This is a genomic window from Pseudoalteromonas sp. NEC-BIFX-2020_002 (genome assembly GCF_013002825.1).
GTDB lineage: Bacteria > Pseudomonadota > Gammaproteobacteria > Enterobacterales > Alteromonadaceae > Pseudoalteromonas > Pseudoalteromonas neustonica.
In genome coordinates this window covers 152,260-167,190 of the sequence record NZ_JABEPJ010000006.1, presented here as the reverse complement: position 1 = coordinate 167,190, position 14,931 = coordinate 152,260, and the positions used below count along the sequence as shown (strand labels likewise).

The window sequence follows — 14,931 nt, the reverse complement described above, 5'->3', positions numbered from 1 at the left end:
TACTTCTACAATTAGTTTTAGGAAAGTTATGTCTCTCGAACATTCAAAAAAAGTTCTTATCGCCCTCGATTATGATGATCAACAAACAGCTTTAAATTTCGTTAAACAATTATCACCAGATACTTGCCGCTTAAAGGTTGGCAAAGAAATGTTTACTTACTTTGGGCCTGCTTTTGTTAAAGAACTCATTGATTTAGGTTTTGATGTATTTCTAGATTTGAAGTTTCATGATATTCCTAATACGGTTGCAAAAGCGGTAACGGCGGCTGCAAAAATGGGTGTTTGGATGGTTAATGTTCATGCCAGTGGCGGTGTTGAAATGATGACTAAAGCGAAGCAAGCACTTGAACAATTTGGTGATGAAGCGCCATTATTAATTGCAGTTACAGTATTAACAAGTATGGATAGTGCCGAATTAAAAAGACTCGGTATTGATAAAACACCTGCTGAACAGGTAGTTTATTTAGCAAAACTGGCTAAAGAGTCGGGGTTAGATGGCGTTGTGTGCTCAGCACAAGAAGCCAAACAACTAAAATCAATATTAGGAAGTGACTTTAAACTTGTTACACCTGGTATTCGCCCAGAAGGCAGCGCAGCAGGTGATCAGAAGCGGATAATGACACCAAAACAAGCTATTGACGATGGTAGTGACTATCTAGTTATCGGTCGTCCTATAACACAAGCAGATGATCCTGTTTCTGTTTTGATAAATGTTAATAATTCGATTTCTTAAAATTAACGTTTACCTATACTTTAGTACCAATGTTTTTAATTACAATTTATAACTGATCTGTTATATTAGCCTATATTAGTTTGTTGTATGGGCTTTTTATGAAATATATTATTACTTCTATTTTGTTGTTTGTTATCTATTTTTCGGTTAATAAATATGGGGTTTCTGCTAATTCATTTGATGATTCATCAAATGTGAGCGATGCATTCAATATTTATCCTGTCAATCTCGTTGACTTTAAGCTAACGCTTGTTAAATATATCCATCATGTATGCGAGAAGAATGAAGAAAGATTAACCCAAATGAAAAGTGATGTTTCAGAATGTATTTCAGCTCATGATCTTGCTAAGGATAAATGTGAGGTAAAAGTTTTACGTTTAGCGCCATTTAATATTGAAAATAAAGAAGATTTAGATGAGTATGGGCAAGATTACAAACAGTGTACCTTGCCCTATAAAAATTTAGTGGGTTAGTTTTTGTTATTTAAGCTTTTAAGCGAATTGCTTTTGCTTCTATATCAATTAAACCTTGCTTAAATAAACCACCAATCGCTTTTTTATAATTAGCTTTGCTGGTTGAAAAAACTTTTTTGATTACTTCTGGATCTGATTTATCGCCAAGTGCAATGACACCGCCCTCGGCTTTTAATTTATCCATTATTTTTTCACCAAGGTCACTTACCTTTCCCATTCCTGGTTTTTCAAGAATGACGTCAATTTTTCCGTCTTCACGTACTTTTTGAATAAAACCAGTTAAGCGCTGGCCAACAAACATGTTTTTAAACACCATGTTGTAAAAAATTACGCCATAATGTGCTTCTTCAATTAACACTTTATAGCCAATATCCGTTTTACCGGCGACAATCAATTGTACTTCTTGCAGTGGTGTATATTCTGGTTCAGTTTTATTGATGAAGCGATTAAAGTTATTTGAAGCACAAATACGGCCACTTGCATTATCTAAGTACAAACGAACTAAATAAGAATAGCCTTCTTGCATTCTAGGTTTTTGTTCGTTAAATGGTGCAAGTACATCCTTCTCAAGACCCCAATCTAAAAAAGCACCAATGCTGTTCATTTCTTTTACGCGAAGCAGGGCGTACTCACCCACTTGTGCTAATGGCTTTTTAGTTGTTGCTGTTGCTAAGTTAGCATTATCTAAGAAAATGAATACGCTGATACTATCGCCAGCTTCTAATTCATATTTGATTTCATTACTTGGTAAGAAAACCTCGCCTAGGTCATGACCATCAAGGTACGCGCCTTCGTTACTTACTTCATTAACGAATAGTGTTTGGGTGGTTCCGAGGTAACTCATAATTATTCCTGTTCTGGCTTTTTACGACGGCGCATTGGGGCATCGCCATCAATATTAAGGGGGGCTTTAATCGGTGCTTGTGGCTTTTTAGGCTTAGACTTACGCTTGGTCATTACCTTTGCTTTTGGTTTTGCTTTATCTTGCTCTTTAGCCCAAATAGCATCAGGTTTTGGTTCGCGGAGACCTTTAAATTTACCTTTAAGCCCTTCGATGGTATGAAACTCAAGTTCATCATTTAAAAAAGCTTTAATTGCTTTGTAGCTTAACCAATCTTTAGGTCCAACGAGTGAAATTGCAGTGCCTTTAAAACCTGCACGACCTGTCCTGCCTATACGATGAACATACTCTTCAGCGTGTTTAGGTAAATCAAAATTAATTACGTGTGTGACACTGAGTAAATCAAGGCCGCGGGATGCGACATCTGTTGTAATCAAAATCTTAAAGTTTTCACGACTAAAGCTGTCCATAATCTCAAGACGTTTATTTTGTGCAAGGTCACCTGCTAAGGCTTGTGCTTTAAACCCTTTAGCGTTGAGCGCATCACTTAAACGGCTTGTATCTGCACGGGTTGCTGTAAAAATAATACATTGGCCCACATCATCTTGCTTTAAAAAGTGCTCAAGCAATGCTTCTTTGTGATCAAGGTGATCAGCTAAAAATAAACTTTGCTTAATGTCTGAATGTTGTTCGTTAGCGGCACTGAGCGTAATTTGTTTTGGCTTTTTTAATAAATTACGTGATAGCGCATCAACTTGGGCATGATCAAGTGTTGCAGAAAACAATAAGGTTTGACGCAGGCGATGATCCGCTTGTTCATTGATCATTTTTAGCTGTTCGGTGAAACCTAAATCTAAAATTCGGTCTGCTTCATCAAAAATAAGTAATTCAAGGCCACTTAATTGTAATGAGCGTTTTGTTATGTGATCAGCTAAACGTCCAGGTGTTGCAATAACGAATTGTGGATCATTACGAAGAGCTTTAATTTGATCATTAAAATTCTCACCGCCTAGTATTTTTACCGCTTTAATATTAGTACCCGCAATTAAAAGTCGAAGCTGAGTAAATACTTGTGTAGCAAGTTCGCGAGTAGGCGCGACGATAAGTACTCGAGGATCGCGTTTACTGAGCGCTTTTTGCTTCATGACTCGTTGAACTGCTGGGAGTAAAAAAGCTAAGGTTTTGCCTGACCCAGTTTTAGACTGAGCGAAAATGTCATGACCTGCAAGTGCTGTTGGCACTGCATGGGCTTGAATATCTGTAGGCTGGGTGATCCCTTGATGAGCTAATTGTGTTTCAAGGCGAGTATCAATCCCAAGATCAGTAAAGTGCAAAGTGTATTTCTCCAAATGAGCAATTAATTGGGTATAAGCCAACAATAATGTCGCTATTATAGCGTAGTAGAGTGCTTGGCCGACAGTAAAAACCTGTTTATCACTGCTTTTTTTGCATTTAACCGTAAAATGCGTAAAATATGCGCCCCAATGCGCCGGATTTACGATTCGGTTACCGCCAATAACGGCTAAAGCAAAATAGGAATACCCATGACTGCAGTACATAAAGATAATGTCACCAGTGAGCACTTTGTTGTATGCGCGCTGTATAAATTTGTTGCACTCCCTGAATTTGAAGCACTTCGTCAACCACTTTTAGATGTAATGGAAGCCAATGAAGTACGCGGTACTTTATTAATTGCTGCTGAAGGGATTAATGGCACAGTATCAGCTAAGCGCGAAGGTATCGATAATTTACTATCGTGGCTTGATACTCAACCAAACCTCGATAACATTGTGAGTAAAGAGTCGTTTGATGATGAATGCCCATTTTATCGTACGAAAGTAAAGCTTAAAAAAGAAATCGTGACTATGGGTGTTGAAGGTGTTGATCCGCTTAAAGTTGTTGGCAGTTACGTCAAGCCACAAGATTGGAATGCGTTGATTTCAGACCCTGAGGTTATTCTAGTTGATACCCGAAATGACTATGAAATTGAAATCGGTACTTTCCAAAATGCCGTTGATCCAAATACTAAAACATTTCGCGAGTTCCCGCAGTGGGCAAAGGAAAACTTAGACCCTACAAAACATAAAAAAGTAGCGATGTTTTGTACGGGTGGTATTCGCTGCGAAAAATCAACGGCTTATATGAAAGAGCAAGGCTTTGAAGATGTATATCATCTCGAAGGCGGCATTTTAAAATACTTAGAAGAAGTGCCAAAAGAAGAAACAATGTGGGAAGGTGAATGTTTTGTCTTTGATAACCGCGTTGCGGTGGATCACGACTTACAAAAAGGTTCGTATGATCAATGCCATGCTTGTCGTATGCCAATCACAGAGGCTGAAAAACTAAAATCAGAGTATATGGAAGGTGTATCGTGTCATCACTGTATTGACAACGTTACAGATGAACAAAGAGAACGATTTGCAGAGCGCCAAAAGCAAATTGAGCTAGCACAAGCGCGTGGTGAAGGTCATATAGGTAATGAAGCGCAAGCGGTTTTACAAAAACGCAAAGATGCTAAAAAAGCACAAAAAGATGCGCAACGCGGTAAATAATCTAACCACTTATTAATAATGATAAAAAGAGCCACTAAGGCTCTTTTTTATCATTCGGACATTTTAGTACTCTATTCAACCCCAATAAATCCACCCGTTTGATGTGCCCATAACGCAGCATAAATCCCATTTTGAACGAGTAATTCATCATGACTACCTTGCTCAACAATACCGCCTTCATCAAGTACAATGAGTCTGTCCATTTGAGCGATCGTTGAAAGACGGTGTGCAATTGCAATTACTGTTTTACCTGTCATTAAATCATCAAGGCTTGCTTGAATTGCAGCTTCAACTTCAGAATCAAGTGCGCTTGTAGCTTCATCTAAAATAAGGATAGGTGCATTTTTTAGGAGTACGCGTGCGATCGCAATACGTTGGCGTTGCCCGCCCGAGAGTTTAACACCGCGCTCACCCACTTGTGCTGCAAAACCTTTGTTACCTTGGCTATCTTCAAGGTCATCTATAAATTCGAGGGCTTTAGCCTGCTTTGCAGCGTTTAACATCTCTTGGTCACTCGCATCAGGGCGACCATATAAGATATTTTCTTTAACAGAGCGGTGTAGTAATGACGTGTCCTGAGTGACCATTGCAATGTGTTTGCGTAAGCTTTCTTGGCTGACCTTTGAAATATCTTGGTCATCAATTTTAATAGCTCCACTGTCAACATCGTAAAAACGCAACAGTAAATTAACCAAGGTTGATTTGCCCGCACCGGAACGGCCAACTAAGCCTATTTTTTCGCCTGCTTTGATATTTAAATCGAGACCATTGATCACAGGGCCTCTATTTGTTTCATTGGCAGCTTTACCGTAATTAAAATGCACGTTTTCAAAATTTATAACACAATCACTCACATTAAGAGTATGAGCATCTGGGGCATCGCCAACGTCAATAGGGTTTGAAAGTGTTTTCATGCCATCAGCAACAGTGCCTATGTTTTCAAACAAACCACTAATCTCCCACATTATCCATTGGGCCATACCATTTAATCGCAGTGATAAACTTACCGCTATCGCAATAGCACCGGCACTAATGGCACTTAACGACCATAAATACAAAGATAATGCAGCGACGCTGAACACTAAAAGGTAGTTAAGGGATTGAATCGCAAAATTTAAGCTCGTGACCAAACGCATTTGTTTATAAACTGGCTGTAAAAAAACATCCATGCTGTCTTTGGCGTATTGTTCTTCACGTTGTGTGTAAGAGAAAAGCTTAATGGTAGAAATATTGGTGTAACTGTCGACAATACGACCTGTCATTTCTGAGCGGGCATCGGCTTGCGAGCTGGCTATTTTTTTGAGTTTTGGCACAAAATAAAGCTGTATTAGGGTATAAAATGTAAGCCATACCAGCAGTGGGATCATCAGTCTCCAATCTGCCGCGGCAACTAAAAATACCATAGCGCTAAAATACACCACAATGTACATCAGTACATCAAGTAACTTCATCACCGTTTCGCGCACAGCAAGAGAGGTTTGCATTACTTTGGTTGCAATTCTTCCTGAAAACTCATTTTGATAGAAACTGACACTTTGACGTAGTAAATAACGATGAGCTAACCACCTGATTGACATTGGGTAATTACCCAATAGAGCTTGGTGTAATATTGCTGAATGAAAAAAGACCACCAGTGGTAAAATAATTAATAGCACCACAGCCATTTTAATAAGTTCAGATTTTTGCTCAACAAATAATGTTTCGGGTGTGTGAATACTTAGCCAATCAACTAATTGCCCCATATAACTGAACAGCGATACTTCTAAAATAGCGAGCAGTGCAGCACTAAGTGACATGAGAACGAGCGACAGTTCCATACCTTTTGTATAATGACGGCAAAAGGCAAATAAGGTTGAGGGCGGTTGCGTTGGTTTATCTTCAGGGAACGGCTTAGTCATCCGCTCAAATAATCGATACATTTTAATATCTTAAATAGTAAAAATGACCTTCACTATATCATTGAAAAGGGACAAAAACAGGGGGATTTAAAGTCTTATTTACCACTTAATTTTACCTGTTAGTATATCTCTAAACATCACCCAATCACCAAGCAGACTATAGAGAGGATGTTTAAAGGTAGCGGGACGGTTTTTTTCAAAGAAAAAGTGCCCAACCCAAGCAAAACCATAGCCAATAATGGGTAATAACCAAAATACTTTGAGGTTTAGTGTGAGCAAAGCGTAGCAAATAGCTATGACAACTAAACAACTGCCAATAAAATGCAAACGTCTGTTTGTTGTATTAGTGTGCTCTTGCAGATAATAGGGATAAAAGTCTTTAAAGTTAGTAAATTGGATTGTGCCTTGCTCTGTGGTTTGCTTTTTCATTATATTTATACCAGCTTCAAGTGAAGTGTTTATTGTTAACGCAATGGCACTAAAAGTGCAAACAAGTTCATCTAAATGTCCGTTATAGGTTTACATATATTTACAGTCTAGCCTTTTATTAGTCGCATTACGCTAGACAAGGAGGCACTAAGGAAATATGTTACTCGATCTAATAAATTGTCCTATAAGAAATAATACGATGTTAAAAAAAGTTTTAGCTTGCGCCGTGCTTGTTGCGCTCAGTGGTTGTTCTGACAACACATCAAGTTCTGCGACAACAAATACGCAGGTCAAAGATCAAAAGGCACAAAGTGTTACTTACCCTGAGACGAAAAAGGGTGAAGTAGTTGATGTTTATTTTGATCAAAAAGTGGCTGACCCTTACCGCTGGTTAGAAGATGATATGAGCAGTGACACGGCTGATTGGGTTAAAACACAAAATAACCTTACTTTTTCGTACCTTGAAAATATTCCATACCGCGACAAATTAAAAGCCAGCCTTGAAAAATTAATGAATTATGAAAAAGTGACGGCCCCTTTTATCGAAGGCGATTACACGTATTTTTATAAAAATGATGGCTTACAAAATCAATATGTCCTTTATCGCAGTAAAGGTGAAAGTGATGCTGAGGTATTTTTAGATCCGAATAAATTCAGTGAAGATGGTACGACTTCAATGTCTGGCTTAACTTTTTCTGAAGATGGTTCATTAGCGGCTTATCAGATCTCGGAAGGTGGCAGTGATTGGCGCAAAGTTATTATTATTAATACCCAAACAAAAGAACAAATTGAAAGCGCGCTAATCGATGTTAAATTTAGCGGTATTTCGTGGGTTGGTAACGATGGTTTCTATTACTCAAGCTACAATAAACCAAAAGGCAGTGAGTTATCAGCAAAGACTGATCAACATAAAGTTTACTATCATAAGTTAGGTACTGCGCAAACAGCAGACGAACTTATTTTTGGTGGTACAGATAACGAGAAACACCGTTACATTGGCGCATCAGTAACACGAGATAATAAATATTTAGTGATATCAGCCAGTGTATCAACATCTGGTAATAAACTGTTTATTAAAGATTTAACAAAACCTGACAGTAAACTCGTAACGATATTAGGGCACACTGATTCAGATACATACGTGTTTGATAATGACGGTAGCAAACTATATTTGGTGACTAATCTTAATGCGCCAAACAAAAAAGTAGTTACTGTTGATGCTGCAAACCCAACACCTGAAAACTGGCAAGATCTTATCCCTGAAACTGACAACGTTTTAAGTATGTCAAAAGGCGGCGATTTTTTCTTTGCAAAATACATGGTAGATGCAATTTCAAAAGTTAAACAATTTGATAAAGCAGGTAAGTTGGTACGTGAAATTAGCCTACCGGGTGTTGGTACAGCTCGTGGCTTTGGTGGTAAAAAAGAGAGCAGTACCTTATATTATTCTTTTGCAAATTATACGACACCAGGAAATACCTATTCGTTTGACGTAAATACAGGACAATCTGACGTATATCGTAAATCGGGTGCAAAATTTGACTCTGCGCAATACACGTCAGAGCAAGTTTTTTATACATCAAAAGATGGCACGAAAGTACCGATGATTATATCGTACAAAAAAGATGTAAAACTTGATGGTACTAACCCAACAATTTTGTACGGGTATGGTGGCTTTAACGCAAGCTTAACACCAAGCTTTAGTTCTACTGTAGCCGCATGGCTTGAGCAAGGTGGTGTTTACGCCGTTGCAAATATCCGTGGCGGTGGTGAATATGGTAAGCAGTGGCATGACGCTGGTACGCAACTGAAAAAGCAAAATGTGTTTGATGACTTCATTGCTGCAGCTGAATACCTTAACGAGAAAAAATACACATCAAGTGACTATTTAGCTGTTCGTGGTGGCTCAAACGGTGGCTTGTTAGTCGGTGCTGTTATGACTCAGCGCCCTGAATTATTTAAAGTTGCGTTACCGGCGGTAGGCGTGCTTGATATGTTACGTTACCATACATTTACTGCAGGTGCTGGTTGGGCTTACGACTACGGTACAAGTGAGCAAAGTAAAGAAATGTTCGACTACCTTCATGGTTATTCGCCAGTTCATAATGTTAAAGCGGGTGTAAAATACCCAGCTACTATGATCACCACAGGCGATCATGATGACCGTGTTGTTCCTGCGCATTCATACAAATTTGCGGCAGAATTACAAGCAAAAGGCGCAGGTGCAAATCCATACTTTATCCGCATTGAAACGAATGCAGGTCATGGTGCGGGCACGCCAACGAGTAAAATCATTGATCAATACGCAGATATCTATGGTTTTACCCTTTATAATATGGGCATTAAATCACTTTAATCGTTATAAAATAAATAAGTATAAAAGCCACTTGTCGTAAGTGGCTTTTTTTATTTAAAAACTTAAATTGGTGAGAAAAGTCGCTCGTATGTTTTATACGCATACTCATCACTCATGCCAGACAAGTAATCACAAATAACTCGCATGCCTTGATTTTGTTTACTTGCTTGTAAGTAAATATGCTGTGTAGTTATCGGCAATAATCGTAAAGGATCACTTGCAAAGGCATTGAATAGCTCAATTAGTAAGTTTTGGCCTTTAAATTCAATCTGTTGCATATGTGGCTCTCGAATTAGCTGATTAAACACAAATTGCTTTAGTACCTGAAGTGCACCAGCATATTGATCTGGTAACTCTACACCAACTTGTAAAATTGGGCATTCAAACACACTGTTTTGCTCTGTTAAATGGGCATGAATAATAAACGTATTAACCAGTTCGCCTATGGCATCTTTACGCTCATAATCAAACGGTGAAAACAGGCGCTGAGTTATCGAAGCTAAATTGCTTTTTAACCAAGGTGAGTCAATGGCTGTTAGTGCAGGAACGGCGTGATTTTGCCAATCGGTTAAAGTCAGAGTGTGTGTTGCGATCGCATCTTCTAAGTCGTGTACTGCGTAGGCAATATCATCTGCAAGTTCCATAATCGCTGCATCAAGGGATTTATAATTAGTTTTAGAACGATAGTTATCAACTTTTTTGTGGCTAGCTAAAAGCGTTTGGTCATGAACTGATAGCGGGGCTTTTATCCAATGTAGAATTTCTTTATCGTCGCTGTATAAGCCTTTAGCAGGGCGCCAATCATCGGCCTTAATAAATCGCTGACTAGTGGAGTGCGAAGGGATTGTATGCCATAAATCATCAATGAGTGCTGGGTACTTGATGAACCCGAGTAAAGTGCGGCGAGTCAAGTTCATACCGTGGCCATTACTGTATGGCTCTAACTTAGCAACTATACGCAACGTTTGTGCATTGCCTTCAAAGCCCCCGTGATCACGCATCATATAATTAAGCGCTATTTCACCACCATGGCCAAAGGGGGGGTGACCAATATCATGTGCTAAGCAAAGGGTCTCTAGTAAACTGGTTGTGGGGAAATGATGAAAATCTGTATGTTGATTTTTTAAATGACGCAGCAAACCGCTGCCTATTTGCGCAACCTCCAAAGAATGTGTAAGGCGGGTACGATAAAAATCGTTTAAGCCAATCCCCATTATTTGCGTTTTAGCTTGTAAGCGCCTAAATGCAGCTGCATGGATAATACGAGAGCGATCAACTTGCCAAGGCGAGCGGTTATCATTTGGTCGATTTTTTTGCTGATCAATAATACGCTTTTGCCAGTCTAAATTCATGAATTCAATACCTAATAATAACTTACACGTTTGATGAGCGAATTGTAGCTGAAATTTTTGAATTATAACAATTGTGTTAATTCGCCTTTATTTAGATGCTTAGGTATAATGATTTGTCGAGTGCATGTGTATTTACCATGCATAACTGCTAGTTTTTTTGAGATGATACATGCTTAAATACGTTTTTCGTTTTCTAATGAGCCTCTTTTTTATCTGGGCATTAAGTTACCCATTTATACAACGTCCAACTTCGCTAAGCGAACCACAAACGACAGCAGAAAAAAAACCTGTCGTTAAGAAAATAGAAAAGCCATTGCATTCGGTAAAATTACCTAAGTTTGACAGCTTCACTGATGTGAAAGAAAAAAAGCATGCTTTTTTCGACTTTATTCGCCCACATATTGAGGCTGAAAATAAAAAAATTCGCCAGCAACGCGCAACATTAGAAATTGCGTTAATGATGTTGCAATACGATGAGCCCCTTAATGAGAAACAAACCAAGCAAGTAAAAGCAATTTTAAATAGCTATAAATTGCCTGACACGATTAATAGTTTGTCTTTAAATCAAGCCTTACGCCGTGTTGATATTATTCCAAAAGAATTGGCACTAATGCAGGCAGCCAACGAATCTGCGTGGGGAACATCACGATTTGCCCGTATTGGATTGAATTTTTTTGGCCAGTGGTGTTACAGTAAAGGCTGTGGCATGGTACCAAATAGACGTAATGCCGAAGCAAAACATGAAGTTGCAGCATTTAAATCAGTTCGTGCAGCGGTAAACTCATATTTTAAAAATATTAACACGCATGGTGCATATAAAGAATTACGCTCGATTCGTGCTGATTTACGTCGCCAACAAAAACCTGTATCTGCAACAAAGTTAACCTATGGTTTAATATCGTATTCAGAACGAAGAGAAGCATACATTGAGGAATTAAACCAAATGATAAACCAAAACCGAGCGTATTTTGATGAATAAGTTAATGTTCAGCCTTCCCCGTTATATTATTATTACATTCATGCTGTTAGGTACTTTTAGTATTCACGCCAAAGAGTTTGTTGTTTCTTATGATGGCTTTTATGACCGTTTAAAAGTGGTAAACAAAGGGGACTTTCAGTTTGCGCAAGTTAATTTCTATATCACAGACATTGCAACAAATGATGCCTGTTTAATTAAAACTGGGCGTATTATTACTGAGCGACAGGAGTTCCCGTTAAACTACACCGATCAAGCTCAAATGCTATTACCGTTTGATAAACAACTAGATTCTGATAAAGCGGTCGTTGTCATTGAACCACAAAATGACAATCATGATTGCCAATTAAAATTACAAATAGAAGCGCGTGAATTTAACGCAAGCTATTTAAATAAAAAGCATCTTTATCAACTTGATCAAGAGTTTGATGAATTACTATCTAACTTGTCAGGTTTTTTCATTAGTAAATTAATGAGCTTTTTATTACCGGAACAAAAAGGTGTTGTGTTGACGTTTGCAGAACCTATCGTAGTTGCTGATCCTGCCTTTACATGTGAAGGTGTGGTTTGCCATGTCGCTATCTCTGACGAGTGGGAAGGCGATAAAACAGCGTTTAATATCACCGCAACGCTTGTTAGAGTCACTCCTTGGATAGCCAATTAACTATTTTATTAAGCACTGTGTGCAGTGCTTAATTATTTTATCTGCTTAAGCCTCTTTCGTTTAGTATCATATTGATTTTGGTTACTTAAATCATGTAATAAATACCCCTAAAAGATATCAACCAATAATTTACTTAATCTACGAATATCACTAACAGTGCTATTTCGATACAACTAGGTAAGGTATCAGTCATTTTTGTCAATTCAGTTACAACGCACTCAAAGCACGTTAAAATAGAGATATTATTGATTTTTATAGCACGTATGAACACAGACTATGAATAAAGCCCATGTTATAGAACACCTACGTTTTGCTCTTGAAGCGCAATTAACCACAGCACAAGCCGCGGCTAAAACGGCTCACGATACTGCCACTCACGAAGAAAATGTTGCAGAAAACAAATATGATACGCTAGGGCTTGAAGCAGCGTATTTAGCGCAAGGGCAAGCGCAGCGTGTGAATGAATGCCATATGAGTATTAAAGCATTCGAAAAAGCCTTTAAAGAACCCTCATCGACGAAGGTGACAATAGGGTCTTTAGTATGCTTAAGTGATGACGATGATGTACTTAATTGGTATTTTATCGGGCCTTATTCAGGTGGCTTAAAAGTGACGATTAAAAGCATTTCTGTTTATGTTCTCACACCATTATCGCCGCTTGGTAAAGCCCTATTGAATAAAAAAGTAGGTGATGATGTTTCATTTAGTGCGGGTGAAAAAACACGTTTGTTGTGCGTTGCTTCTATCGCATAAAAAGTTATTGTTTTAGTTAAGTTGAACTATGGCAAGTGGGGACATTACCAGAGTTCAACTTAAATTAAGTCGGAAACAATATACTCAAACCACCTCACATCTTGAGGTGATTTGGGTATATACCTAGCTTTTTTGCGTGTAGGCGTCGTTATGTATACCCGCAGCTCGTCCTGATGGATCTGCATTATTTTGAAATGAAGCATCCCATGCTAGCGCTTCAGGCGTAGAGCAGGCCACTGATTTACCATGAGGCACACACTTAGCGGCTGCGTCTCCCGGAAAATGTGATTCAAAGATAGTCCGGTAAAAATAGGCTTCTTTAGAATCAGGGGTATTTATTGGATATTTAAACTTAGCATTCGCTAAGTCTTGATCGCTCACTTGCTCAGCAACAAACTCTTTTAAGGTATCAATCCAGTTATAGCCTACACCGTCAGAGAATTGTTCCTTTTGACGCCATAGTACTTCGTCAGGTAAATAACCTTCAAAACCTTCACGTAAAATATGTTTTTCGATTTTGCCATTGCCACACATTTTGGCTTCTGGGTTTATTCGCATGGCTACATCAACAAATTCTTTATCAAGAAATGGCACGCGCGCTTCTACGCCCCAAGCTGCCATTGATTTATTAGCACGTAGGCAATCAAACATATGCAGTTTAGATACTTTACGATTTAGCTCTTCATGAAATTCTTGCGCATTAGGTGCTTTATGGAAGTATAAATAACCACCAAATAGTTCATCGGCCCCTTCACCTGAAAGTACCATTTTAATACCCATTGCTTTTATTTGACGTGCCATTAAATACATAGGCGTCGAAGCGCGTATAGTTGTTACGTCGTAGGTTTCAATATGGTAAATAACCTCTTTTAATGCATCTATCCCTTCTTGAATTGTAAAGTGAATAGGGTGATGCACTGTGCCAATCATATCAGCTACTTTTTGTGCAGCCGCTAAATCTGGTGATCCTTCAAGACCAACAGAGAATGAATGTAATTTTGGCCACCATGCATCACTTTCGTCGTTGTCTTCTATGCGTTTTGCGGCAAATCGCTGAGTTATGGCTGAGATCACCGATGAGTCTAATCCACCTGAGAGTAAAACACCGTATGGTACATCGCACATTAATTGACGCTTAACGGCTGCTTCAAGCGCATCCTTTACGTCTTCTGCTTTTGCGCTATTATTTTTAACTGCGTCGAATGTTTCCCAATCACGTTGGTAATAAGCTGTGAGCACGCCATCTTTACTCCATAAAAAATGCCCTGGAGGGAATTCTTCTATGTGTTTACAAATAGGTGATAGTGCTTTGAGTTCTGAGGCAACATAAAAATTACCATGTTCATCATGGCCGGTATAAAGCGGGATAATACCAATGTGATCACGGCCAATTAAATAAGCGTCTTGCTCTTCATCATATAAACAAAAAGCAAAAATTCCGTTTAAATCATCTAAAAAGTCGGGGCCTTTTTGTTTGTATAGCGCAAGAATAACCTCGCAATCTGATTGTGTTTGAAACGTAAAGTCAGTTTCAAGTTGAGCAGCGAGTTCTTTATGATTATAAATTTCACCGTTCACTGCAAGAATATGGGTTTTCTCTGGGTTATATAGTGGCTGCGCTCCACTAGATACACCTACGATAGCTAAACGCTCGTGGACTAAAATCGCTTTGTCAGATGAATAGACACCTGACCAATCAGGGCCGCGATGACGCAGTAATTTTGACATTTCAATTGCTTGACTACGCAATTGTGTGGCATCAGACTTTATGTCTAATACACCAAAAATTGAACACATAGTAACTCCTCATTCCTATCATGTGTGTAGCATAGGTACATTTTCCTAAGCGCTAACCTTTGTTTTAACAGAAACAATTAACTAAGTCACATAGCTTTTACAATATT

General features: G+C 38.6%; 13 protein-coding genes. 7 read left to right on the top strand and 6 right to left on the bottom strand.

Annotation, left to right across the window (positions count from 1 at the left end):
* The first annotated feature begins 28 nt into the window (after positions 1 to 28).
* The gene (gene pyrF / locus HJP15_RS09130; protein WP_054203631.1) at positions 29 to 733 is read left to right on the top strand and encodes an orotidine-5'-phosphate decarboxylase; all 705 of its coding nucleotides are present in this window, start codon (positions 29 to 31) and stop codon (positions 731 to 733) included.
* 98 nt (positions 734 to 831) lie between these two features.
* Entirely contained in the window at positions 832 to 1,206 is a 375-nt protein-coding gene (locus HJP15_RS09125; RefSeq protein WP_054203632.1) for a hypothetical protein, read from the top strand.
* 10 nt (positions 1,207 to 1,216) lie between these two features.
* Here the strand turns inward: HJP15_RS09125 and HJP15_RS09120 are convergent, their stop codons facing one another.
* Positions 1,217 to 2,050: a CvfB family protein gene (locus HJP15_RS09120; protein ID WP_054203633.1), complete on the bottom strand. Its 834-nt coding sequence runs from the start codon at positions 2,048 to 2,050 to the stop codon at positions 1,217 to 1,219.
* A gap of 2 nt (positions 2,051 to 2,052) precedes the next feature.
* Positions 2,053 to 3,381 (bottom strand): DEAD/DEAH box helicase, encoded by a 1,329-nt coding sequence (locus HJP15_RS09115; RefSeq protein WP_054203684.1) that lies wholly within the window; start codon positions 3,379 to 3,381, stop codon positions 2,053 to 2,055.
* 210 nt (positions 3,382 to 3,591) lie between these two features.
* Between HJP15_RS09115 and trhO the strand changes: the two genes are divergently transcribed.
* On the top strand, positions 3,592 to 4,599 hold the full coding sequence (gene trhO / locus HJP15_RS09110; RefSeq protein ID WP_054203634.1) for an oxygen-dependent tRNA uridine(34) hydroxylase TrhO: 1,008 nt from the start codon (positions 3,592 to 3,594) through the stop codon (positions 4,597 to 4,599).
* Between the two features lie 71 nt (positions 4,600 to 4,670).
* On the opposite strand, the gene HJP15_RS09105 is transcribed toward trhO, so the two are convergent.
* Positions 4,671 to 6,518: an ABC transporter ATP-binding protein gene (locus HJP15_RS09105; RefSeq protein WP_170173578.1), complete on the bottom strand. Its 1,848-nt coding sequence runs from the start codon at positions 6,516 to 6,518 to the stop codon at positions 4,671 to 4,673.
* A 78-nt stretch (positions 6,519 to 6,596) separates the two neighbouring features.
* Entirely contained in the window at positions 6,597 to 6,926 is a 330-nt protein-coding gene (locus HJP15_RS09100) for an Mpo1-like protein (RefSeq protein WP_054203636.1), read from the bottom strand.
* Between the two features lie 199 nt (positions 6,927 to 7,125).
* On the opposite strand from HJP15_RS09100, the gene HJP15_RS09095 reads away from it, so the two are divergent.
* The gene (locus HJP15_RS09095; protein WP_170173577.1) at positions 7,126 to 9,282 is read left to right on the top strand and encodes a prolyl oligopeptidase family serine peptidase; all 2,157 of its coding nucleotides are present in this window, start codon (positions 7,126 to 7,128) and stop codon (positions 9,280 to 9,282) included.
* Positions 9,283 to 9,344: 62 nt separating this feature from the next.
* Here HJP15_RS09095 and HJP15_RS09090 read toward each other — a convergent pair whose 3' ends face one another.
* Entirely contained in the window at positions 9,345 to 10,634 is a 1,290-nt protein-coding gene (locus tag HJP15_RS09090; RefSeq protein ID WP_054453458.1) for an anti-phage deoxyguanosine triphosphatase, read from the bottom strand.
* A gap of 169 nt (positions 10,635 to 10,803) precedes the next feature.
* Here HJP15_RS09090 and HJP15_RS09085 point away from each other — a divergent pair, with 169 nt between their 5' ends.
* From HJP15_RS09085 to HJP15_RS09075, 3 genes are all read left to right on the top strand, one after another.
* Positions 10,804 to 11,613 (top strand): glucosaminidase domain-containing protein, encoded by an 810-nt coding sequence (locus HJP15_RS09085; protein WP_054203639.1) that lies wholly within the window; start codon positions 10,804 to 10,806, stop codon positions 11,611 to 11,613.
* Positions 11,606 to 12,274, top strand: a complete 669-nt coding sequence (locus HJP15_RS09080; RefSeq protein WP_054203640.1) for a DUF2987 domain-containing protein — start codon at positions 11,606 to 11,608, stop codon at positions 12,272 to 12,274. The genes HJP15_RS09085 and HJP15_RS09080 overlap by 8 nt, the downstream gene beginning before the upstream one ends.
* Positions 12,275 to 12,550: 276 nt before the next feature.
* On the top strand, positions 12,551 to 13,027 hold the full coding sequence (locus HJP15_RS09075) for a GreA/GreB family elongation factor (RefSeq protein WP_170173576.1): 477 nt from the start codon (positions 12,551 to 12,553) through the stop codon (positions 13,025 to 13,027).
* 123 nt (positions 13,028 to 13,150) lie between these two features.
* Here HJP15_RS09075 and asnB read toward each other — a convergent pair whose 3' ends face one another.
* A complete protein-coding gene (asnB, locus tag HJP15_RS09070; protein WP_169326360.1) occupies positions 13,151 to 14,824 on the bottom strand; it encodes an asparagine synthase B in 1,674 nt (557 codons plus the stop codon).
* Positions 14,825 to 14,931: the final 107 nt, after the last annotated feature.

Coding starts and splice junctions, on each gene's coding strand:
- HJP15_RS09085 (WP_054203639.1), top strand. CDS start 10,804: ATGCTTAAATACGTTTTTCGTTTTCTAATGAGCCTCTTTTTTATCTGG.
- HJP15_RS09095 (WP_170173577.1), top strand. CDS start 7,126: ATGTTAAAAAAAGTTTTAGCTTGCGCCGTGCTTGTTGCGCTCAGTGGT.
- HJP15_RS09120 (WP_054203633.1), bottom strand. CDS start 2,050: ATGAGTTACCTCGGAACCACCCAAACACTATTCGTTAATGAAGTAAGT.
- asnB (WP_169326360.1), bottom strand. CDS start 14,824: ATGTGTTCAATTTTTGGTGTATTAGACATAAAGTCTGATGCCACACAA.
- HJP15_RS09105 (WP_170173578.1), bottom strand. CDS start 6,518: ATGTATCGATTATTTGAGCGGATGACTAAGCCGTTCCCTGAAGATAAA.
- trhO (WP_054203634.1), top strand. CDS start 3,592: ATGACTGCAGTACATAAAGATAATGTCACCAGTGAGCACTTTGTTGTA.
- HJP15_RS09080 (WP_054203640.1), top strand. CDS start 11,606: ATGAATAAGTTAATGTTCAGCCTTCCCCGTTATATTATTATTACATTC.
- HJP15_RS09090 (WP_054453458.1), bottom strand. CDS start 10,634: ATGAATTTAGACTGGCAAAAGCGTATTATTGATCAGCAAAAAAATCGA.
- HJP15_RS09100 (WP_054203636.1), bottom strand. CDS start 6,926: ATGAAAAAGCAAACCACAGAGCAAGGCACAATCCAATTTACTAACTTT.
- pyrF (WP_054203631.1), top strand. CDS start 29: ATGTCTCTCGAACATTCAAAAAAAGTTCTTATCGCCCTCGATTATGAT.
- HJP15_RS09125 (WP_054203632.1), top strand. CDS start 832: ATGAAATATATTATTACTTCTATTTTGTTGTTTGTTATCTATTTTTCG.
- HJP15_RS09075 (WP_170173576.1), top strand. CDS start 12,551: ATGAATAAAGCCCATGTTATAGAACACCTACGTTTTGCTCTTGAAGCG.